At 43.6% G+C, this 22,357-nt stretch carries 20 protein-coding genes and 1 riboswitch; of the genes, 11 read left to right on the top strand and 9 right to left on the bottom strand.

All coding sequences use genetic code 11. The features are described from left to right. Positions 1–51 precede the first annotated feature (51 nt). Positions 52–1,464 (bottom strand): MFS transporter, encoded by a 1,413-nt coding sequence (locus tag QNH28_RS29365; protein WP_042193021.1) that lies wholly within the window; start codon positions 1,462–1,464, stop codon positions 52–54. A 140-nt stretch (positions 1,465–1,604) separates the two neighbouring features. On the opposite strand from QNH28_RS29365, the gene QNH28_RS29360 reads away from it, so the two are divergent. Both QNH28_RS29360 and rlmH read left to right on the top strand, forming a co-directional pair. Continuing rightward, the gene (locus tag QNH28_RS29360) at positions 1,605–1,955 is read left to right on the top strand and encodes an ArsR/SmtB family transcription factor (RefSeq protein ID WP_283909637.1); all 351 of its coding nucleotides are present in this window, start codon (positions 1,605–1,607) and stop codon (positions 1,953–1,955) included. Between the two features lie 133 nt (positions 1,956–2,088). After that, positions 2,089–2,568, top strand: coding sequence for a 23S rRNA (pseudouridine(1915)-N(3))-methyltransferase RlmH (gene rlmH, locus QNH28_RS29355; RefSeq protein WP_283909636.1), 480 nt, complete (start codon positions 2,089–2,091; stop codon positions 2,566–2,568). 256 nt (positions 2,569–2,824) lie between these two features. Here the strand turns inward: rlmH and QNH28_RS29350 are convergent, their stop codons facing one another. After that, the gene (locus QNH28_RS29350; RefSeq protein ID WP_283909635.1) at positions 2,825–3,694 is read right to left on the bottom strand and encodes a helix-turn-helix transcriptional regulator; all 870 of its coding nucleotides are present in this window, start codon (positions 3,692–3,694) and stop codon (positions 2,825–2,827) included. A gap of 93 nt (positions 3,695–3,787) precedes the next feature. Here QNH28_RS29350 and QNH28_RS29345 point away from each other — a divergent pair, with 93 nt between their 5' ends. Next, entirely contained in the window at positions 3,788–4,510 is a 723-nt protein-coding gene (locus QNH28_RS29345; RefSeq protein WP_283909634.1) for a DUF4386 domain-containing protein, read from the top strand. A gap of 416 nt (positions 4,511–4,926) precedes the next feature. Here QNH28_RS29345 and QNH28_RS29340 read toward each other — a convergent pair whose 3' ends face one another. Further along, positions 4,927–5,796, bottom strand: a complete 870-nt coding sequence (locus QNH28_RS29340; RefSeq protein WP_283909633.1) for a hypothetical protein — start codon at positions 5,794–5,796, stop codon at positions 4,927–4,929. 595 nt (positions 5,797–6,391) lie between these two features. Here QNH28_RS29340 and QNH28_RS29335 point away from each other — a divergent pair. The 4 genes from QNH28_RS29335 to QNH28_RS29325 all read left to right on the top strand — a co-directional run bounded on the left by QNH28_RS29335 (position 6,392) and on the right by QNH28_RS29325 (position 9,093). Beyond that, complete coding sequence (locus QNH28_RS29335; protein WP_283909632.1) at positions 6,392–6,559, top strand: hypothetical protein; 168 nt, start codon at positions 6,392–6,394, stop codon at positions 6,557–6,559. A gap of 1 nt (position 6,560) precedes the next feature. After that, positions 6,561–8,051 (top strand): stalk domain-containing protein, encoded by a 1,491-nt coding sequence (locus QNH28_RS29330; RefSeq protein WP_283909631.1) that lies wholly within the window; start codon positions 6,561–6,563, stop codon positions 8,049–8,051. A gap of 414 nt (positions 8,052–8,465) precedes the next feature. Next, positions 8,466–8,561, top strand: coding sequence for a WCX domain-containing protein (locus QNH28_RS29795; RefSeq protein ID WP_481858418.1), 96 nt, complete (start codon positions 8,466–8,468; stop codon positions 8,559–8,561). A 127-nt stretch (positions 8,562–8,688) separates the two neighbouring features. Beyond that, positions 8,689–9,093, top strand: coding sequence for a VOC family protein (locus QNH28_RS29325; RefSeq protein WP_283909630.1), 405 nt, complete (start codon positions 8,689–8,691; stop codon positions 9,091–9,093). 274 nt (positions 9,094–9,367) lie between these two features. Here QNH28_RS29325 and QNH28_RS29320 read toward each other — a convergent pair whose 3' ends face one another. After that, complete coding sequence (locus QNH28_RS29320; protein WP_042193018.1) at positions 9,368–9,808, bottom strand: MarR family winged helix-turn-helix transcriptional regulator; 441 nt, start codon at positions 9,806–9,808, stop codon at positions 9,368–9,370. Between the two features lie 386 nt (positions 9,809–10,194). Between QNH28_RS29320 and QNH28_RS29315 the strand changes: the two genes are divergently transcribed. Continuing rightward, entirely contained in the window at positions 10,195–11,166 is a 972-nt protein-coding gene (locus tag QNH28_RS29315; protein ID WP_283909629.1) for an aldo/keto reductase, read from the top strand. Between the two features lie 366 nt (positions 11,167–11,532). Here QNH28_RS29315 and QNH28_RS29310 read toward each other — a convergent pair whose 3' ends face one another. Both QNH28_RS29310 and QNH28_RS29305 read right to left on the bottom strand, forming a co-directional pair. Beyond that, positions 11,533–13,095: an MFS transporter gene (locus QNH28_RS29310; protein ID WP_283909628.1), complete on the bottom strand. Its 1,563-nt coding sequence runs from the start codon at positions 13,093–13,095 to the stop codon at positions 11,533–11,535. Positions 13,096–13,161: 66 nt separating this feature from the next. Next, positions 13,162–13,491, bottom strand: coding sequence for an ArsR/SmtB family transcription factor (locus QNH28_RS29305; RefSeq protein WP_283909627.1), 330 nt, complete (start codon positions 13,489–13,491; stop codon positions 13,162–13,164). Between the two features lie 250 nt (positions 13,492–13,741). Further along, positions 13,742–13,822: riboswitch (glycine riboswitch) on the top strand. 134 nt (positions 13,823–13,956) lie between these two features. Between QNH28_RS29305 and QNH28_RS29300 the strand changes: the two genes are divergently transcribed. Next, complete coding sequence (locus tag QNH28_RS29300; RefSeq protein ID WP_283909626.1) at positions 13,957–15,315, top strand: amino acid permease; 1,359 nt, start codon at positions 13,957–13,959, stop codon at positions 15,313–15,315. Between the two features lie 152 nt (positions 15,316–15,467). Here QNH28_RS29300 and QNH28_RS29295 read toward each other — a convergent pair whose 3' ends face one another. Further along, positions 15,468–16,931: a DHA2 family efflux MFS transporter permease subunit gene (locus QNH28_RS29295; RefSeq protein WP_283909625.1), complete on the bottom strand. Its 1,464-nt coding sequence runs from the start codon at positions 16,929–16,931 to the stop codon at positions 15,468–15,470. Between the two features lie 166 nt (positions 16,932–17,097). Between QNH28_RS29295 and QNH28_RS29290 the strand changes: the two genes are divergently transcribed. Beyond that, entirely contained in the window at positions 17,098–17,652 is a 555-nt protein-coding gene (locus tag QNH28_RS29290) for a TetR/AcrR family transcriptional regulator (protein ID WP_283909624.1), read from the top strand. Positions 17,653–17,774: 122 nt separating this feature from the next. Here QNH28_RS29290 and QNH28_RS29285 read toward each other — a convergent pair whose 3' ends face one another. Then, entirely contained in the window at positions 17,775–18,623 is an 849-nt protein-coding gene (locus QNH28_RS29285) for a hypothetical protein (protein WP_283909623.1), read from the bottom strand. A 169-nt stretch (positions 18,624–18,792) separates the two neighbouring features. Next, positions 18,793–19,944, bottom strand: a complete 1,152-nt coding sequence (locus tag QNH28_RS29280; protein ID WP_283909622.1) for a metallophosphoesterase — start codon at positions 19,942–19,944, stop codon at positions 18,793–18,795. Between the two features lie 127 nt (positions 19,945–20,071). Between QNH28_RS29280 and QNH28_RS29275 the strand changes: the two genes are divergently transcribed. After that, positions 20,072–22,342 carry a helix-turn-helix transcriptional regulator gene (locus QNH28_RS29275; RefSeq protein WP_283909621.1) on the top strand — a complete coding sequence of 757 codons (2,271 nt, stop codon included), beginning with the start codon at positions 20,072–20,074 and terminating at the stop codon, positions 22,340–22,342. Positions 22,343–22,357 lie beyond the last annotated feature (15 nt).

Here is a 22,357-nt window from a genome sequence, read left to right as displayed (position 1 = left end):
CGCAAGGTGTTTTTGCGTGGAATAATATCTAGGTGCATTGGAGGATTAATCTTATGCATCTGCTGCATCTGCCATATTGGTCAGGGAGCTGCCTCGGTTGTTCTTGCGGTAGACAATGGCTGAGATGATGGCAAGCATTGCTGCAATAGAGAGTCCCCAGTAGATGTTCGAGTAAGCGGCCCGGAGCGGCAGCCCACGCTGCCATTCCAATGCACTTGCGGCCATAGCTACGCTGAAGGCGCCGCTAAAGAATTGCAGTAGCTGGAACAGTCCCATCCCGGAGCCGATTTGTGAGGAAGGCAGAATCCGTGAGATTTCATTGGAAACACTACTGGACAACGTCGTGAAGGCAAGACTCATAATCATATAGATCAGCATAACGGCAATCCAGGACCGCCCAGCGAAGAATGCGAACAGGACGGTAGCGGTCAGCACAAGCAGTGGAGCGAAACGCAATATCCCCGCATTGCCATAACGGTCGATGATTCGTCCGACGGAACGGGAAACGAAGATTGCGAGCAGAGATCCCGGAAAGATCACAAGCCCGGCATGACTTGCACTGAAGCCAAAGCGATGAGTCAAAATCTGTGGCAACAGGAACAAGGTGGCGAAGCTGCACAGATAGGAGGCGATTCCGACCACCGCCAGCACGAGATATGAGCGGTTACGGAAAAGCGCGGGCATTACAAATGGGTCGGGCGTGCTGCGGATGCGGCCAACAAATAAAGCGATGGCGACAAGTCCGGCGACCAAGGCCACCCATAGGCCACTAGTCAGGAACAGCAGCAGACCGGTGGTGCCGACGCCCAAGAGCAGCCCACCAAGCACATCGAAGGAGCCGCGGGTGGGCACCTCTTTAGGCAGCAGGATAAGGAACAACGGCACGAGAAGCAAAATAGCTGCCGTTACAGCGAACAACCAGATCCAGCCGAGATATTCGACGATGGCTCCGCCCGCGACCGGACCAAGGCCTAGGCCGAGTGAAACGGCTGACATAATCGTCGCCATCGCTTTGCCGCGACGGGCTTGCGGGACATAGCGGGTAAACAGCACAAGAGATAAGGACATTACTGCGCCCGCGCCCGACGCCTGTAGAATGCGCACGATAAGCAGAAAGATAAAGTTGGTGCTGAAGAAGCCGGCCACAGCCGCAAAGCCTAGCGTCAACAAGCCTATCACCAGCAGGCGGCGGATCGGCAGAAAATCAGAGAGCCGGCTGTACGTGATCGAGGCAATCGAGAACATAATCGAATACCCGGTAACAATCCAAGAAGCGGATGCAGCTGTAATGCCGAAGGCTTCGGTTACATCAGGCAGTGCCAGATTGAACATGGCTGTATTCATGATGACGAGAACAACAGCAATACTGAACAGCAGAGTCAGCAGGCCTTCCCGTGGAAGAGTCGCTTCCGGAACGGAGGCTTCATGATCCGCATTCGCGGAAAGGTTATTTACAGAAGTCATGTGCGAAGCACTCCTTTTATTATTGTTTAATAGTTCGATTACTTACGAACAATTGAAATATAGCATGCGTTGATATAAAATGCAATTAGGAACACCAATATTTTTTCGCATTAAAAGTAGGACAAAGGGGATAATCATCCATGAAAATACTATTTCATCCGGATCGCAAGGACATTCAGCTTGCCTCCGTATTGTATGCGCTCAGCGATCCGATTCGCTTATATATCATATCGGATATTCACAGAAATGGAGAGCAGGCCTGCAACGGCTTCAACGTCCCAATCGCAAAATCTACCATGTCTCACCATTCCCGTACTTTGCGTGAATCAGGGGTTGTTTTTTCACGGGTTCAAGGAACTCAGCGCATACTATCGCTGCGGACGGAGGATCTTAACGCACGATTCCCAGGTTTGCTGGATTCTATATTGAGTGCTTACGAAGCTGGGGAAAAACCGGATTTTGCGATGGAGGAGCGGGAGGAGAGTAAATAGGTGGATGGATTGTCTGAAGAATAGGACATTTAAGGAATTCTAAGGATTAGGTAGGTAATTACTAAAACCACAAGGGACGGCCCAGTGCGCGTCCTTTTGCTATTTCTATAGAGGACTATAACAGGAGGCACTTATGCTTATTCAAATTATTGGCGTAGGAAAATTGAAGGAAAAGTACTTGATCAATGGCATCGCAGAGTATGCTAAACGGCTGACACCGTACCTGAAATTTCAGGTGATTGAGGTGGCAGATGAAAAAGCACCCGACTCTCTAAGCGAAGCAGAGGTCGGTATTGTTAAGGCGCGCGAGGGGGAACGCATCCTCGCGCACATAAAGAGCGAGGCGCATGTGATTGCGCTCGCGATTGACGGCAAGCCGTGGAGCTCGGAAGAGCTTGCCGCAGAAATTGACCGGCTCGGTACCTACGGGACGAGCCATGTCGTGTTCGTCATCGGAGGGAGCCATGGGCTCTCCGACGAGGTCATGCGCCGCGCGCAGCAGCGCATGAGCTTCGGGCGCATGACGCTGCCCCATCAGCTCATGCGCCTAGTGCTGGTGGAGCAGATTTATCGCGCGGTGAAGATAAATCGGGGGGAACCGTATCATAAGTGACGGCGAAAAATTTTGCCGTGTAAAGCTTGGAGAATGTTGAAGGATTTGTGGAATAGTTCTTTAATGAGTTGATAGTATATGAGTTGATAGAAGTTGAACAGGGTGCATCTCGAGAGAGGTGCATTTTTTTTCGTTCTTAATTACAGCAAGATATGGAAAGTGGAGCGAAACCAGTTATGTTATTTTATTTGCAGAAAAGAAATGATCAAATTCGAGCAAAGAAAGGAGCAGACAGAATGACAAGCGAGCCGCGATCTTACAAATAAGAATCAGTAGGGAGTTTTTTGATTGGTGCATAGATATGGTAGGTCGAATCCAGATGATGGACGTCATTAAAAGCTTGAATAAGTTCAATATCGGTTTCTGCCGTTTCCTGCCTGGAGATCTTTAAAAATCTGGCATAGTCGCTTTTCAGTATATCCCCAATGTCAAGTATTTCACCACAATAGTTGAACCTGGCACAAAAAATCTGCGGCACATCAACCGTGAAAAAATAAGGTTTATCAATTTCAATGCTGCTTGGGATCCCAAACAACACCTTAAACCGAGTTGAATCGGGTTGACAGTTTGAATAAATGACATAACAGGGACCTTTTATAGTTTCATCAATATGACTCAACAGCATTTCTGAATGTGCGCGAATCTTCTCCTTGTAATCATCATTGGCTAAATCCACTTCAAAGGCGATCCCACTGATTCTGGTCTCCTTGAATTCAGACAGGGTGAAATCCGTGACGATATCACCGTTAATGTTTTTGATAGGTCTCTTCACCACTGTAGGTATGGGGACAGGAGAGATGGTTGTAAGTCCTGTTTTTAAAGAACTGGGAGCTACGCCGTATTGTCGTTTGAAAGCACGAGTGAATGAGGCTTGCGTACCGAAGCCCAGCTGATAAGCAATATCGGTCAGTGAACTGTTTTTGTTTTGAATAAAAGTTAAAGATGCATTCAATTTTCTGGAGAGGATGTATTGGTTTAGCGAACAGCCCACCATAGCAGAAAACAGCCGATGAAAATAGTATTTAGACATGTTGAAGGTATTGGCAACGGATTCTACGGTTAAGGACTGTTGTAAATGGCCCTCGATATGGATCAAAGCACGTTCGATGACTTTGTTATGGTCCATAATACCTCCTGATATCAGTGTTTGCAGGTCATTTTATTCTGAGTATACCATACGTCCATCAGCAATAAATTTATCTCTTAGGAGGAAAAAAAGATGATTCGAGACCGAAGGAATGCAAGAATACTGGGGATTTTTTATATCCTTGCTGCAGTGACGTCAATCATAGCGGTTGTTTTGTATGGGCCAGTTTTGTCAGAACAATGGCAGATGTCCGTGGCAAATGGATCGGGAACGATGGTCTTAATCGGTGTATTAAATGACCTCTTGCTTGTTGTGACGGCTGTTGGTACAGCAGTCATGCTGTTTCCCTACGTTCGGCATTGGAATGAGCATCTTGCATTAGGGTATCTTTGTTTTCGATTTATGGAAGCTGTTTTTATTGCGATGGGTCTTGTAAGTATATTGGGTTTGTTTCAACTTAGTTCATATTATGATACAACTAACTTAGAAAATAAAACCAATTTTGAGCCCATAGGGCTGTTGCTGCAGGCAATTTATCACTGGACGGCTATGTTGGGTCCAAATTTCATGTTGGGCATCAATACAAGTTTGTATAGTTATTTGCTTTATCGAACAGGCTATGTGCCTAAACCGTTAGCGATTTTCGGAATGATTACAGCATTTATGGTATTTATAGCTGGGTTGCTGCAAATGTTTGGAATCATCGGACCCTATTCGGCGGTAAAAGGATTGATGGCTCTTCCTGTTGGCGTCTACGAGATGAGCTTGGCAGTCTGGTTAATTGTGAAGGGTTTTTGCGGGGTGAACCTTGCAAAATTGAGAGTAAAAACAGCTTCTTCGTCTACAGTAAAATAAATAATCGAAATACAATAAATCATCCAGTATTGGCGGTTAAGCGCTTCGGCTAATGATTCGCCGATAGACCTGTAGTCTGAACCGTATCATAAGTGACGGCGAAAAATATTTCCTTGGTGGGACGCTTGGGAATGTTATAAGCGTGTGATATAAAGGAATTTACAGAACCTCTGAGACCTTGAGTTTCAGAGGTTTTTTAGTTCGTTCTGATTAGAAAATAACCCATTATTTTTCATGCTGTGAACGTATGATCCTCCAAGACCTCTCTTGCTACCTGCTGCTCATAGGAATACCGAGCGAGCGCCCAATTTGTCCTGCGTTAAAAATGCTGGAGCGAAGCTCTAGCTCCGTGTTGTCTGAACTCCTTATAACCATGTTGTTTCAGGCCGTAAAATCAACCGTCCGACGGGGCGTACTTACCCACGTCTGGCTCGAATACCGCTCCACTCGCCAGGTCCAGCTCCACGTGGGTGGTTCCACGATCGTCTGTCAGCACGATCATTCGCGACCCGACGACGGGAACGACGGTCGGCGCTGGTGCGCATGTGTGCTGAGACGAAACGAGGAGCACCGTTAACGATATAATTTACCTCAACCGTGAACATCGGTAAATTATAGAGCCAACTGTTAGTAAAATTCACGGCGGTCAACGTACCGGTGCATGACGAGCCCTCCACGCGGAGTCGCTCGATGTCCGCCTGACGCCGCTGGGCGTGGGCGATAGAGCCGGGCAACCGCAGGAGCGCGATGGCGGCCCAGAGGGCGAGGCTAGCTCCGACGACGGCACCGAGCTCTTTCGGGATCGTCGGCGATGTTACTATGGCCTCGAGGTCAAAGGGGCGCGACAGGTCGCTTGTCAGCGTCCAGAGCAGGAGGACTCCCGCGACTGCTGCAAGCCCCCCTGTTACCGATAGCGTCGCGAACAGGCCCGCCACCCTAGTCTGTCCGAACTGCTCAATCGATTGCGAGTACACTCCACCGGTCGTACCGATCGCGACGAATAGCAGCAAAACAGCGACGCCCACTGTGACTGGATGACCGAGGAGCATGCCGATCGCCGGTGTCGGCGCCATGCCGAACAGTGCGCCGAACGGCACGGATCCTGTCAGCGCCCACAGTGCAGCGGCTGTAAGCAGCCACGGTATCAGCGGAGCCGCGCGTCCGACGCGACGTCCCGGCCGGAGCATAGTCATTCGTCCGTTCTTATCCGTGGTGGAGAACAGCGGCAGCGTCTCGATATGTTCTTGCTGCCCGTGCTTCTGCTGACCCTCCGCAGCATCCCTCATCGACATCGCCCTCCCGGGGAAGATACTCGCACCCTGAGCGGCGGAGGGGGATTCCCCGCGACGCGGCCGGGATGATCAACTATAAAATGAAGGAGTTTTTCCCCTTTTCCTTCCTAATTATTGAACGTTTTTTGTAGGTGTTATGATATTCTAGGTGCCGTAATAGAAATTTCAACTTCCTATTATCTTTGTACTCAGCCATACACAACTTCACCCCCAATATTTCACATCTATATTTTACCACATTTTACCACCATATTGTTGTCCGCTGTAAATACCCCCAAGTCGACATGCATTTCAATATGGCGTGAGCAACTAATAGGCACGATAGTTGAACGGAACAAGCAAATCACCGTGCAGCAGCAGTTCCTTTCGCATTTTTCGCCGATAGCCCCGTTAAGCTGAACCTTATCATAAGTAGGGCGAAATATTATGCTTTTGAGTATGAATCTTCGCACAATCTCCGTTGTCGGCTTCGGTAAATGACTACTAAATTAATTTGTCATGTGACAATACTGATGACAGCGGTCACTATTAAATACAATTAGTTCCATTATAATAGATCTAGCTAGTGGTGCTAAGTGGTATACCCGGATTGTTCGCGACAGATGAAGGTAAGGCATATGAGGCAGTGAGCTTTGCTGGAGGAACGGGACTTGAAGGTGATCCCTATCAGATTGAAACCGCCGAACAATTGAATGCTGTTCGTAATTATTTAGGTGCTGGTATCTACTTCGAATTGACTAAATATGGAGGAAAGTAAAGTGATAAAAATAAAAAGACTGCAATTATCTATTGTACTTGTGCTTGTAATGACGTTGTTTGTGGTTCCTGTTGCTCAGGCGGCTCCGGTCGGCCAAGTGGCCGAGATTTCTATTATCGTTAATGATAGCGTAATTCCGAGTGACGTCGAACCTGTTGTCCATAAAGGAACCGCGCTTATGCCTTTGAGGGTCCTTGAAGACTCGCTCGGCGTGTCTCTTAACTGGAACAGTTCTACACAAACAATAGCGGTTTTTAAAGGAGATGCATCGGGTACGCTGATTATAGGCGACCCGACCGCCAGCATTAAAGTCGGTGATGTAGAGGAGAAGGTCACGCTCGATCAACCTGCTAAGATCATTCAGAACCGGGTTATGGTACCGGTACGTTTTATTGCCGAATTATTCGGTGCAAAAGTAGTATGGAATTCCACCATGAAAACCATCACCATCAGTACTCAGCCATCGGTTGACCAAGAATCGCAGAATTCTAAAGGCAGTGGAGTCAAGGGTGATAAAGGCGATACCGGAGCGACTGGGCCAGCGGGAGCACAAGGCCCATCAGGACCGGCGGGATCACAAGGAGGTCCAGGGCCAGCGGGAGCACAAGGCCCAGCAGGACCGGCGGGAGCACAAGGAGATCCGGGGCCAGCGGGAGCACAAGGCCCATCAGGACCGGCGGGACCACAAGGAGATCCGGGGCCAGCGGGAGCACAAGGCCCATCAGGACCGGCGGGAGCACAAGGAGATCCGGGGCCAGCGGGAGTACAAGGCCCATCAGGACCGGCGGGACCACAAGGAGATCCAGGGCCAGCGGGAGCACAAGGCCCATCAGGACCGGCGGGAGCACAAGGAGATCTGGGGCCAGCGGGAGCACAAGGAGATCCGGGACCACAAGGAGATCCAGGGCCAGCGGGAGCACAAGGCCCAGCAGGACCGACGGGACCACAAGGAGATCCGGGGCCAGCGGGAGCGCAAGGCCCAGCAGGACCGGCGGGAGCACAAGGAGATCCAGGGCCAGCGGGGACTTCTTTTACCTCGGAAGGATTTTCTGTTACGGGTACGACATACTCAATCGCTAGTAGCACGCTATTTACGAATTGGAGTGAGGCGTCCCCTTATTACGCAAACCCTGCATTTAATCCTGCTACAGGGATATTTACGGCACCGGCCACTGGCAAGTATGCTATACATGCAACTGTTAACTATAAGACTAACGTTCCAGTTAGTATAAGCTTAGGAAGTGGCATTGATCCATTTTTTACCGTAAAGAAGAATGGCAGCACTGATTTAATAAAAGGTTATATGCCTATCTTGGACATCAATATGGCGTTAATTTTAACTATAAGGACCGTACTAAGTAGTGCGACGGTGACGCTATCCGGTGATGTAGAGCTGCAAGCAGGTGATGAAGTTGGATTATATTACGAAGCTGACGGTCTAACCCTTGGTTTCAGTACGGATATAGTATGGTCGATTCATCGGCTATCCTAATACAAGGTTGCATGAGGTGAAGTTGAACCTTTGGTAATAGAAACACATCTTAACAGATATAGAGTCGGGCCATTCTCTTTGGGAGAATGTCTGGCTCTATTTTTGAATAGGACTCTTTAACGAGGATAGTTAAGCAAATGTCTACAACAAATTATTGATCTTTAGGGGTGACTGGTTCAGAGTAGAACTGTTGATATCGTTCCAACAATTTCTTACCATTCTTCTTGACATAGTCTCGTTACTTTCTAACATTATATCCTTTATAGGAACCATAGAAAATTCCTGAAGATGTGTGTAGATTTACAGCGTTTGATGCCACGCGGTTTGTAGGTTCTGTATTAATTTCTACACTGTCATAAAAGCGACTTCTTTTTGCATCACAACAGTTGCATTCCAACCTTGCTTGTTTTTAATGTGCTTGGCTGGGGAGCGGGCGTTATCGTGTTGGAACCCGAATCATTCCGAAATTGGATTCGTGAGGAAGCCCAAAGAATTGTAAAACGCTACTGACATAACGTTGTCAGTAGCGTTTTTTTATAATTGGACATGTAAATGTAAAGGAGATAGATAGTAAAAAGTATGTTTTACAACGGCTGTGGGACACAGCCAGACCTATTATTAGGAAGGATGATATCTTGTGAATTTCGCTTCTGTACGTATCATTACTGACGACGTGGATCGTCTCGTCGAGTTCTATGAGAAAGTCATGGGGGTTTCGGCAGAGCGACCTGCGCCCGTATTTGCCGAACTCGTTCTGCCATCATGCACCCTTGCAATCGGCCACTCCCAGACGACGCAGCTATTCGGCGCCGGTTCCGCAGTGGGGGCCAATAATCGCACTGTCATTATTGAGTTCCGCATCGACGATATTGAAGCTGAATATATGCGCTTGAAGCCATTTGTTGATAATTGGGTAAAGGAACCGACCATGATGCCGTGGGGGAACCGTTCTATGCTGTTCCGCGATCCCGATGGCAACCTTCTTAACCTCTTCGAGCCGGTGACCGAGGATGCGATTAAACGGTTTAGAAGTAGACATTGACGGGCAGTAAAGGATGGACTTCAAACTTGCCGTTACAGACAGCGCGGGGAACCGTATCATAAGTAGGGGCAAGTTTCTTTCATTTTGGGTTGGTGGGTCTTAGTGATAAAAACTTGGATTATAGTCAGAACGGAGTTCAAGCACGTGGCGGATCGGGAAGGGGAACATGTGACAAGGATGCCTGCGGAGAATCTTCCCTCTGCCCGATAAGAAAGAAAATGCCCCCTCCGCTATTTTGGCGGAAGGGGCCGGTTCCTTACATCAAAAACAGCAATCAGGATGTTGTTGTTCTTTCCGCCAGTGTAGTAATCGACTCAATGTCTTGATCGGTTAATAGATCTAGAAAATGCTTGCGTATTGCCTTTGAGACTATGGGAAGGGCTTCGTCTAAGGCTGACCTTCCGGCGGAAGTAATGATGACTTGAACACCGCGATCTGTGTCTAGAGGTTTCCTCAGAACTAGACCTCGTTTTTCCATCCGCGTTAGATGATGTGATAGTCGGCTCTTATCCCAGTCCATCGAGTCAGCTAATTCCTGTTGGCGAAGCTTACCATTGCCAAATTGGACTAGCCGGTCTAATACTCCAAAATCACCCTCTGAGAGTCCTGTGTGTTCAGACATTTCTTTTACAACGCGACCGAAGATTCGTTTAAAGGAGCCTTTCCACATATTCCATATCCGCATTTCATCTTCGTTAAGTTCGTTTATATCCATACGAATATAATATCATGGTTGACGCATCAACCACAAGGTGTTACTATGTATCCATAGGTTGATATGTCAACTTAAGGGAGTGGTATTATCTTTAGGTTGATACATCAACTAGATAAGGAATTTAATGGGTCTGCAGATGATGCAAGGAAGGAGAGGGGAAATGTATAAACCTGTCGCCTTGGTCACTGGGGTCAACAAAGGAAACGGCTTTCAAACATCCCGTGCGCCTTGCGTTCCTCGACGAGGACGGTCCGACGGGCACATTTTCAAACGAGAGACGTCAGCTACCTTGGTAATGTAATCACGAGCGACGTATCACCGAGAGATCCACGAAACCTAAAGGCTTAACGCCTTCCCCTACAAATATATAAGGAGTGTGTTATTAAATGGAATATGTGAAGCTTGGACGCAGCGGGTTAGAGGTTTCGAAGTTAAGCCTTGGAACCATGAGTTTCGGCGTACCTGAACGCGGCAATACTCCATGGTCTCTGGATGAGGAGCAAAGCAGACTGATTATTAAGAGGGCACTCGAATTGGGCATCAACTTTTTCAGTACTGCCAACATGTATTCCGACGGAACAAGCGAAGAAATCCTCGGGCGTGCCTTAAAGGACTTCGCTCATCGTGACGAAGTCGTCATAGCTACAAAGGTATTTGTTCCGATGCGCAAAGGTCCGAATGCTATGGGACTTTCCCGCAGGGCCATCATGACCGAAATTGATAACAGTCTAAGACGACTCGGAACAGACTACGTCGATGTGTACCAGATCCATCGGTGGGATCCAAATACGCCGATTGAAGAGACGATGGAGGCTCTTCACGATTTAGTTAAGGCGGGCAAGGTCAGATACCTCGGAGCATCTTCCATGCTGGCATGGCAGTTTGCGAAAGCTCAGCATGTTGCAGAGCGCAACGGTTGGACACGGTTCGTCTCTATGGAGAATAGATTAAACCTGCTCTACCGGGAAGAAGAAAGAGAAATGCTCCCCCTTTGCAGAGACGAGGGAGTTGGCGTCACTCCTTACCTGCCTTTGGCTGCAGGCCGGTTAACTAGGGATTGGAATGAACAGACCTCACGATCCGAGAATGACCAGATAGCTAAAGCGTTGTTTATTAAAACGGAAGAAGCTGATCGTAAAGTAGCAGAGAGAGTTGCGGAAGTCGCTGCTAACCAAGGAATTCCACGCGCACAAGTTGCTCTTGCATGGTTGCTGCAAAAAGAAGAGATCACCGCCCCAATTATCGGTTCGACCAAGACCAGCCATCTCGAAGATGCCGTTTCGGCGTTGTTGGTTAAATTGAAACCTGAAGAAATTACCAGTTTAGAAGAACTTTATGTACCACATCCATTAGTATAAATTGGACACATCTATACAACGAATCCTATGTATTGAACTCTTCATGGAAACGATCCATGAAGAGTTGATGCATGGAAACTCCCATGAAAGAGGAGCCACAAAAGGTATTTGTAACACTTAAGAATTCTACGGCAGTTTCAAAAACATGCCGCTTCAGCCATCGCGGTGAACCGTATCATAAGTAGGCCGAAATTTTTGTGCTTTACCACTTAACAACATGAAGAGTTAAGACCACTACCAATTGTCGTTCTGTAGTCTATGTCACTGTTGTGTCTAAAGGTAACAGGCGAACCTTGCCACTCTATTTGGCTGTCACAAGCTCACGCGACGTAGCCGTCGGGGAGATGAATAACTGGTGAAAGAAGATTAATTCCCATTCTGTGTATTCTTTTTGTTTTTAATCAAAATTGCACTTGCGAATGTACCAATTAATAAGAAGATACCAATCAATAGTGTTACATTTTGCATACCTGAATTAAAAGCATTAAAAACGAGCGTCTTCATTTCATCAAAAGCAGGCATAGCTTTAAATGTTTCAGCTTGCTTGCTATCAAAAATTTGTGAACCTGCAAAAGCTCCAGCTTTATGGAAAACATCCAGCATTTGATTTTTAAACTCGGTAGGAATATTGGTTAAATTCATGATATTAGTGTTCAACGAATCGTTATAACCTTCCGTTAATTTAATTCCTAGCATTACAACACCAAAGGAGATTCCCACTTGTCTAAAGACATTTAAGATACCAGAAGCCATACCTACATACTTTTTATCAACTGAACCCATAGCAGCATTTGTAATAGGTGGATTGACTAGAGCATTGCTAATCCCTAAAAGAATAAAGCCAGGCATCAGATAGCTCCATTCAAACGGAACTTTGATCATATAACGCATAACAAATATTCCGATTGCACCGATAAGTAGTGCTCCACTGATTAACCAACGATTACCAATTTTCCCTGAGATAATTCCTGCGATTGGACCAAGAACTATCGTGAAACCACTAATGAGTAGCATTTTTACACCTGTATCAAAAGCTGAATAACCCATGTAATTTTGCATAAGAATGGTTAAGTAAGTAAAACCCCCGTATAGTCCAGCACCTAATACAAAAGCTGCAATATTAGCTCCATTGAATGACCAATTTCTAAAAATAGATAATTCAATCATGGGCTGTGCTACTTTTCTTTCAGTAACGATAAAAGCTATAAGCAAAATAAGTGATAATCCAAGTAGACCTAAAATATGCCAGTCAGTCCATGCATAATCTCCATTCATCGCCTTTTGAATTAAGGCCAAAATCATCGTAAAAATCATGGCTGTGCTGAAAATCAGTCCCCAAATATCAATTCTTCCATTTTTGTTTGTTTCACTTTCTTTAATAACAAACATTCCTAGTAAAATTGCTACAATCCCAACAGGAATGTTAACTAGAAAAATAGACCGCCAACCATAACTATCAACTAATGCTCCACCAATCAACGGACCACCGGCAATAGCAAGCCCAACGGCGCTACTCCAAATACCTAGTGCAAGTCCTCTTTGTTTTTCAGGAAACGAAGAAGTAACTATCGTTAATGATAATGACATCATAGCTGCTCCACCAATTCCTTGAAATCCACGGAAGATATTTAACCAAATATCACTGCTTGCTAATCCACTGGCTAAAGAGCCAATCACAAAAATACCCAATCCTAATAAAAAGACTTTTTTACGTCCGATAATGTCTCCTAATTTTGAAACTGGCAACAACATTGCAGCATAAACTAAAGTATAGGCATTCAACACCCATTGTAGATTTGAAAAATTCGATGAAAAAGCTTGTTGTATTTCTGGTAATGCAACATTGACAATTGTAATATCTAACATTGCCATAAATACGGTTAAACTAACCGTGGCTAAAACCCACCATTTTCTTTTTGTTTGTGTCAAAATAAACACCCTTTCATGTATATGTGTGTACAAGTGCATATATATAATAAAATAAAAAGCACTGCATTATTTCAAATTCATGAGTGCTTTCATATTGTTAGCTGTTTTTTCAAATTTATCTACAATGAAATTATTATTAGTTTTGTAATAAACTTCTCGCCCTTCTTTTCTCCTTTGAACGATACCAAAACGACTCATGAAATCAAGATGCCGAGAAATAACTGAACGATTCTGTGGAAAATATTCTGCAATACCACCGATTGTCATTTCACCATTTGCAGAAAGAAAAATCAACAACTCACTCCGCACTGGATCAAATACTGCTCGGAAGAACTCAATATCAATATTGTCTTCTATCAGCTTTTTACATTTATTTGAATCAAGGTTTAATCCCATGGCACTACCCCCTTAATTTATTATATGCATACATGTGCACGTGTCAACACTTTTTAAAATTGATAAGTGATGAGGAGCCCCTATCTGAGTTCCACTACTCCTATTCCCACAAACTACAAAGAGACTTTTATCACTGATTAACACTCATATCGCAAGTAATATGTTAGAATATCAGAACAGCTTTACTGCGTTACCGCTTTATCAACTTCATAATTCACGAGCTATGATAGCTAAGGATTACACTTTAGCTGGAGCAGCTTCTGGAGAGACTGCGGAAATTCCGCGGCGCCGAAGGGTTCACAATCTCAGGCAAAAGGACAGAAGAGTACTGAATATGTATTTGTCATGCTGATCGCTATCAGCAGGGCAAATATTATTTGATATTCTTACGATCTGGGAGATTGGATGACATCCAATCTCTCTTTTTTTATTCCAATTTATTGTACTCACAAGGGGGAACTAGGTATGGCACAACCAGAATTAAAGAGAGAGCTGGCTAATCGGCATGTTCAACTTATCGCTATTGGTGGCACCATTGGTACAGGATTATTCTTGGGATCAGGCAAGGCGATAGAGAAGGCAGGCCCATCCATTATGATCACGTATTTAATCGTGGGTATTGCTGTGTTTTTTGTGATGAGAGCACTGGGAGAACTCCTATTATCTAAAGCGGGCTATCAATCTTTTACGGATATTGCTGAAGACTACCTTGGATCACGGGTCGCATTCATTACCGGTTGGACCTATTGGTTTTGCTGGATCATGACGGCTATGGCTGATGTCATTGCTGTTGGCGTATATGTACAGTACTGGTTTGATATCCCGCAGTGGGTTCCTGCCATCGCTTGTCTGGTCGTGTTATTAGGACTTAATCTATTAACTGTAAAGAGTTTTGGAGAACTCGAATTTTGGTTTGCTTTAATTAAGGTAATTACGATTCTCGCCTTGATTGGTCTTGGGGTCATTTTACTGATCATTGGGTTTAAGACGGATGCAGGATCGGTGACGATACGAAACCTATGGGAGCATGGGGGCTTTTTTCCGAACGGCATATCAGGCTTCTTATTTTCTTTTCAAATGGTTGTATTTGCTTACGTCGGTGTGGAATTGGTAGGGGTGTCGGCAGCGGAAACAGCGGATCCGGAGAAAAACATCCCATCAGCGATTAATAAAATTCCTTTACGGATTCTATTCTTCTATGTTGGTGCGCTTTTCGTCCTGCTATGCATAAATCCTTGGACGGAGCTCAGTCCGGCAGAGAGTCCTTTTGTAAAAACCTTTACTTTAGTAGGGATTCCAATTGCCGCAGGGATTATTAATTTTGTTGTACTAACCTCAGCGGCCTCAGCTTGTAATAGTGGGATGTTCTCGACAAGCCGAATTCTCTATAATTTGAGTAGAAACGACCAGGCGTCACCTCATTTGGGCAAACTGAATAAAAATCATGTACCAGGTAACTCGTTATTCATTTCTACAATTGTCATATCTGTAGGGGCTCTTTTAAGTAAACTTATTCCGGAGCAGGCTTTTGGAATAGTGACAACGATTAGCGCTATTTGTTTTATATGGGTGTGGGGCATTGTGCTCATCTGCCATATTAAGTATAAGAAAACCCGGCCAGACTTACAGGCGAAATCCAAATTCAAAGCACCGTTCACACCGGCTATTAATTATATTGTCCTAACCTTGTTCGCTGGGATACTGATCATCATGCTGTTCGCTGGAGAGACACGCCCGGCTTTATTGTGTACTCCGTTATGGTTTATTTTATTAGTCATCCTGTATTCGATTAGAAGCAAAAAGGGGAAAAGCAATCAAGCTTGAGTTAGGCTAGCATATTTTAATAGTTAGCGGGGGATCGGCTCCGGCATACTGAAAGAAAAATTAATAGAAGAGTAGCTAGTGAGCTGGGAATCGCTATTAATAATGTAAAAGGACAGCTGATCGCTGTCCTTTTGACATTCCACTTTATGAGGTTATTCCTTGCTAACTAGGTTTGCTTTCTTTTCAATCGCGATCTTGCTTTTCATCGGCATAAATAATGTTATAACAAACGCCGCAACGGATAATATCATCATAAAGTAATAGGCGTCACTCGCCCCAAGAATCGATGCTAGGGATTTAAGGATCTCAGGAGTAGTAGAGGGGTTGCTCTGCATCACTGTGGCCGCATGACTTGTTGCCTGCACGGTATAGATCGTAATTACGACGGCAGTACCGATGGCTCCGGCAATTTGGCGAACGGTATTGTTCACTGCTGTACCATGCGTACCGAGTTGTTTGGGCAGTGCATTTAGTCCAGCCGTATTGAGAGGCATAGTGATGAAGCTTAATCCAATTCGGAGGCCGATGGTACGAATCATTAAATACATATACGTTGTCGATTCAGATAGATCGGTTACCGCCCACATAGATGGAATAATAAAGAGTAAACCAATAATGAACAGTGGCTTGGCACCGAAACGATCGTATAATTTACCGGTGACGGGTGACATGAACGCATTTACGAGTGCCCCCGGCAACAAGAGTAGTCCTGCATCAAATGCTGTAAAACCACGACCATTCTGCAGATAAATAGGCAATAAAATCATATCTGCGTACATCATCATGGTAATTAACACATTAATAAGAGAAGTCATCGTAAAGACTTTATTTTTGAAGACAGACAGGTTTAACAGTGGATCATCAGACTTGATTTGTCGCATACAAAATACGGCCGTTACAACGATCCCGATCCCTAAGGTCAGAATTACTATTAAATCGTCCCAGCCTTTACTGCCTGCACTACTGAAGCCGTATAAAATTAAGCCAAATCCAACTGTTGATAAAAGAACACTTACTACATCAAGCTTAGACTTAGACGTCTCGGATACATTCACTAAATACTTGAATGCCAACGCTATAACAATGATGACGAGTGGAATGAGGCCGATAAATAACCAGCGCCAAGAGTGATATTCAACAATAAATCCCGCAAGCGTCGGCCCAATAGCAGGAGCAAATATCATCGCCAGTCCAAGCAGTCCCATGGCACTGCCACGTTTCTCAACGGGGAAGATCGCGAGCACAACGCTCATCATGAGCGGCATTATAATACCGGCACCTGCAGCTTGGATCATCCGTCCGACCAAGAGTAGACTAAAGCTCGGCGCTGCTGCACAAATGATTGAGCCAATTAATAAAAATGACATGGCACTTAGAAATAATTGACGTGTTGTAAAACGTTTCATTAAATAGGCTGTAATCGGAATCAATATCCCGTTGACCAGCATAAAACCCGTTGAAATCCATTGTACAGTTGTTGCCGTGACATCAAATACATCCATCAGACTACTTAAGGCGACATTTAAAAGCGTCTGATTGAGTGTAGATAAAAAACAACCAAAAATTAGGATGGTTAGTAGGATTCCTTTATTTATTTTCTTAATATCTTTTTGCATGGTGCAGGCCTCTCTTCATTGCTTTTTCGACATAGTGTCGATAAAATAAATCTTATCAGCATTTAAACGGTATTCCTATTTGCAATTTTATTGAAAATGTCGACTAATCGACAGAATGGGTAAATTAGTTGATGAAAAACTATATAAACGATAATAGAGGGATGAAATGTCCGAACATAAAAGAGTTGATCCACGAGCCATTCGCTCAAAAAAGATGCTGAAAAATGCTGTTTTTTCATTATTGGCCGAGAATGTGGAGATTTCTCAATTGACTGTCCAAAAAATCGCCAAACGTGCTGAGCTGAATCGTGCAACGTTTTATTTGCATTATGAGGATATTACAGATTTATTGCGCCAGATTGTACATGAAATCTTTGATGAGCTGTCCATGAAGGTTGAACCGCTATTACAAGTGAAGAGCAGCATCGAACAGGAGCAGCTGGTCACATTTTTGAGCTATTTTTATGAATACCGGCAAATCTTTGCTGTATTGGTTGAGCACAAAGGTTTCAAAAACCAATTGACTAACCTATTAAAAAATACTATCGAGAAACGAAGAAACGTGAGAAACATAGATTCCACTAAAGAAGTAGTCTCCCTTGATATTATTGCATCATCACTACTGGGGATTATTATGTGGTGGATTAAGGATGGCAGCCAATATAGTGCGGAATACATAGCGGGCCAAATTACCTTGATGTATAAAAGAAGGTATTTATAAGCTTATCTAAAATTTAAAGCAACGTTTACACCCTTTGTGAATTATGTTGCTCAGGCCTTGTTTGCATAGAAATCCACCACCTCATGCGGTGGTGGATTTTTCTCATTATTGTGGTCAAAACTCTAGAGCGTCTTTCCCAATGTACGCATAAAAGCTTCTATATTGTTTGTTAGAAATCCACTATTTTGAAATCCTGCCTGGGTAATCATATCCTTGATATCTCCTACAAACACACTCAGGCTGGAAGTGGAAGCATTTTGGAATCTGTTCTCGCTGGGGATACTGCCGATCTGTTTGTTTACATCTTCTTTATATTCCTGAATCCAATCCTTACGAGTTGCTGCATTTTTGGCGAAGTTCAGTAAGATGCTACTCCAGTCTTTCCCGTTCACAATAGCTTCCTGTAGCTTTTCCAGCGTTTTGGGCTCGAATTTTTTCATCATATAGTTTAAATCCATATAATCATCTGGAGCTCCAACAGGTCTTTGCGGTGGTGTATCGTATTGGATTTGTTTCGTTTCAGGATCTACCGTTCTTGTTGTAGAGATCGCTCCGATCTGACGGATCGTATTCATAAATTCTGCCGCTTTATCATCCTTCATGTAATTGTCTGCGATATACTTCGCTTGAGTTAGTCCCAATTCTAATAACGCTGATCTTTCCTCGTCTCCGGTTACGTCTGTAATGAAGTTGGATTGAATGATGCCGTAGACAGCTTCCTTCACTTCCGAGGGTTGATCTGCCAGCAGGCGGGTAAGCGAATCGTTGATTTGGGTAGTTCCGAAATATGTAGCCGAATGATTTACAATATCGGATGCTGCCAACTGTCTGGAAGCCGAACTGATTTCCACAGTGTCGGTCTCATGCGACAGTTCGGGTATTGTGCAATTGACTAAGGACGGTTTATCCGCGAGCTTTTTCGAACTTATGTATGCATTTAAATCAAGCTGGGTTGAGCCTTGAATCTTCATTATTAACGCGCCCCTATCTCGTTTATTTATTCCATTTATTCTCTTATATCCATAATATCGGGATATTCTTCCATGTTTTTTATATTATTGAGCAAAAAAAAGCGGCAGTCTATGACGATACATCTCGTCCAAAGGCTGGTCGCTTTTTAATCAGTCTAAAATTTTCAGTCTATTTAAAATCAACTTTAATTTGTGCTATCTCACTATTCGTACCAATGCGTAATGGCGGTCCCCAGGTACCCACACCAGATGTAACAATAACTTGAGGACTGCTTGAATTCTTCTGATAGTGTCCGTAATCTACTGTGAACATAGCATTGGTGATTAGATTTGCAGGGAATACTTGTCCTTGATGTGTATGTCCGCTAAGTATTAAATCGACATCATTTCCATATTCAATCATATTTGTGGGTTGATGATCCATTACGATAACGGGCATAGTTGTATCTATGTTACTCATCACTTCGGAAGTCACTGCTCTAGCATTTCCTTGATCACCAATAGGGGATGAATCTCTCCTGCCAACTACAACGAATTGATTATCTATAACGACATGTTCATCATTTAGAAGTTTAATGTTACTCTTGTCTATAAAGTTCACAATTTCATCGTATGATCGTCCTGCATCATGGTTACCTAAACAAGCATAAACCCCATAGGTGGACTGAATAGTATTTAATAATTCTATTCCTTTGGAAGGATTAGAGAGCGCATAGTAGTTACCATTAAATATATCTCCTGACATCAACACAATATCCGGCTGCATGTCATTAATGCGATCAACAACTTCTGCAAGAAAATTCACATCATTTATGTAGCCTAAGTGTAAGTCACTGATCAGAACAATATTTAAATGCTCTAATGAGGTACTTTTGTGTATTTGGATCGGATACGATACTTCTTTTATCTGATTCGCATTATAAATTCCATAGGACACCAATCCTATGACTAGAATAAATACTACCGATCTTGTATGGAAAATAACACGTTTTGGTGCAGGAGAGGGGATGATCTTGATCCATTTACTAATAAGTAAGATTAAGTCGGAAAGAAGCAACAGCAAGAACATATAGAAATAGATCCCCATCCAATAGTCCCCGAATTGACCAATAAAATTAACAATACTTGAATCAGTCGTAATAGCTGAAGAAGACAATAGCAAATTAATAATGATTGTTAACGCACATAAGCTGTAGATGACTCCGTATATAATCCCATTAATATTTGGAAATATATGTTGTAACCATTTAAAAATCTTTCTCGCGATGTAATAATTACTTGCCGCGTACATAGCGAATATAAACAAAAATGCAAATACCATCTGATGCACCATCCTATTTCATTAGATTTCAGAGAGCAATCGTTTATAATCAATAATTATGAACACATGGTCACGTACTCAGTAAGAGTAACATATTTTTTCATGTTGGAAGAGGAGATTGTTGATTTTGAATAAGAAGAAAAATGGATCAGATCAAATCGTACTGGCCGCAATCGAAACGATTGAGGAAGTGGATTTTCTACTTATGACGGAGTTAACGGCATGGTTTGTTCTTTCTGGTTATCTGGAAATTATGCGAAACGGTTCGGATATTTTGATTCGGACAGGCGATATTTTCGTTTTGAATAAAGGTGATATCGTTCGTGTGATTAGCAGTGAAGAGAATGCGACGCTCACAGTAAAGTTTCTAACCAATGAGTATCAAGAGGAGTTTTCTCCATTTAAGCTTAACATTCCATTATCGATGGTGTACAAAAAAGATGGATATGAGCTTGTGAAGAATTGTATGGCGTATCTGTACGTCGAAATGGTTTATCCGGGAGTCGGTTCTGATTATATCATCGAAGGGTATTCGAAGCATCTAATCGGACTACTGCACCGGTATCTTGGGTCGGTAGAAGAAAAGGAGCAAGCACACGCTACTTCGGACAAGGTAAAAGAAATTGTATCATATATCAATGTTAATTATGCGGACAAACTCAGCCTGGATGAGATTGCTGAAAAGTCTTATAGTAGCAAATACTACTTGGCGCATTCCTTTAAAAATCAGCTAGGGATTTCAATCGGAAATTACATCAAAGAAGTGCGATTGTTTCATAGCTTACGTATGCTGGAAAATACGAACGATAAGATTGTCACGATTGCTTTAGCCAACGGCTTTCCCAATGTACGTTCATTTAACGAGGCATTTAAAATAAGGTATGAGCTTTCACCTGCTGAATTTCGTGAACAGCGTCAAATAAGAGCGGTGCAGAATCGTGTCGATGCGGAGCTGTCGCAAGATGTATTAGCCTTGCTATCGCCGTATGTGCCGTTAGGTGAATTACCGGCTGGCCCATCTATTGCCCCCAATCGCATCGAGGTTCAACTAGATTTGCATAAAACGATTGGCCAGTACTCAAAGGTAAATCATGTACTTAAAGTAAAAGGTAAACTTATGGATAGCCGTTTGCTCGAAGTGCGTCAGCGCCTAGGCGTGAAGTGGGTAGCGGTCAATCGTATTTTTAAAAAAGTGGATATACGGTTGAGCGAAGGGAAGCTGGTCTGTTCATTTGGTGAGTTGGATCGAATGTTGCAGCAGATCGTGTCTGTTGGCATGTTTCCCTACCTTCAATTTCAATCTATAGATTTGGATGATTGGGAGGAGCGGGGATTTCATAATAATGAATGGTTTCAAACGGTAATGACTGAATTGAATCTCCATCTGCAGCAAAATTATATGACAAGTCAGGATTGGATGTATGAGTTCCGCTGCTTCTATGAAATGAAAAATAGCAGGCAATTGCGTCTGTCGCTAGTGAATGCCATTTCAATTTTTAAGAACTATAAGAACGTGGTCATTCATTTTCCCATACCGCCAGAAGATGCGATGTTGCTCGATATAACCTGCCATAATGCCGTTTATTGCATAGATGACTGGACCCGTATGCGCAAGATCCCACTTGAAACTGCGCTTAATTATCTATTTGATGAAGACTACATTCGGGTCATTGGTGAGAATACAAACATACAAGATCAGAACCGTATTTTGGATCGAATGCTGATTTACGATCAGGATGATTATCTGCACGCCTATTCGGATCTAGCGCAAGCAAATGCAAGCATCTGGCAATATATAAACCTAATGAATCAAAACGAAATTGCAGGTCACTATTTCCCCCCATTATCACTCGATTCAGCGAAGCTGTTTGAGTATTTTCCAGATGAGCTGGCAAGTAAGCTTTCATTACTTACACCGGATGGTCGTTACAAGGACAATTGGTATGCGACAGAGTTTGTGAGTCGCTTGTTTGATGAGATTGTGTTCAAAAACAACTCATGTATCGTGACAAAACAGCAAGATAATTACCGCATTTTAACTGTTTATCCAGAAGAAGAGCAACATCTGTTTATCAATGAAAATAAGGAAAAACTGGAATTAGCTTGGCATAAGGCAAAAAGTCCCTATGTTTTTGTGAAGCTGGAACTTACAAACCTTGAAGGGACATACCGATTGATCAAGCAACGATTAACAACTGAGCAGATAGATCAGCGATTAGATCTTGCTGATTTAAGAAAATGTAAAAAGTTGTCCTTCGAAGATATTGCGTATTGGAATGCGATTAATCGACCTTCGAGAAGCGTAGAGCAACTGAAAATAAAGGGAAATCATACACTTGAGTTCGAAGTCCCGATATTCGGAATCTTTATGATCGACCTAGAAAAGACTAACGATTAGTACTAAATGTTGCTC

This window comes from Paenibacillus sp. G2S3, assembly GCF_030123105.1.
Classification (GTDB): domain Bacteria; phylum Bacillota; class Bacilli; order Paenibacillales; family Paenibacillaceae; genus Paenibacillus_AQ.
Note: the sequence above shows the minus strand (reverse complement) of the source record. Positions and strands in the feature narration are given on the sequence as shown.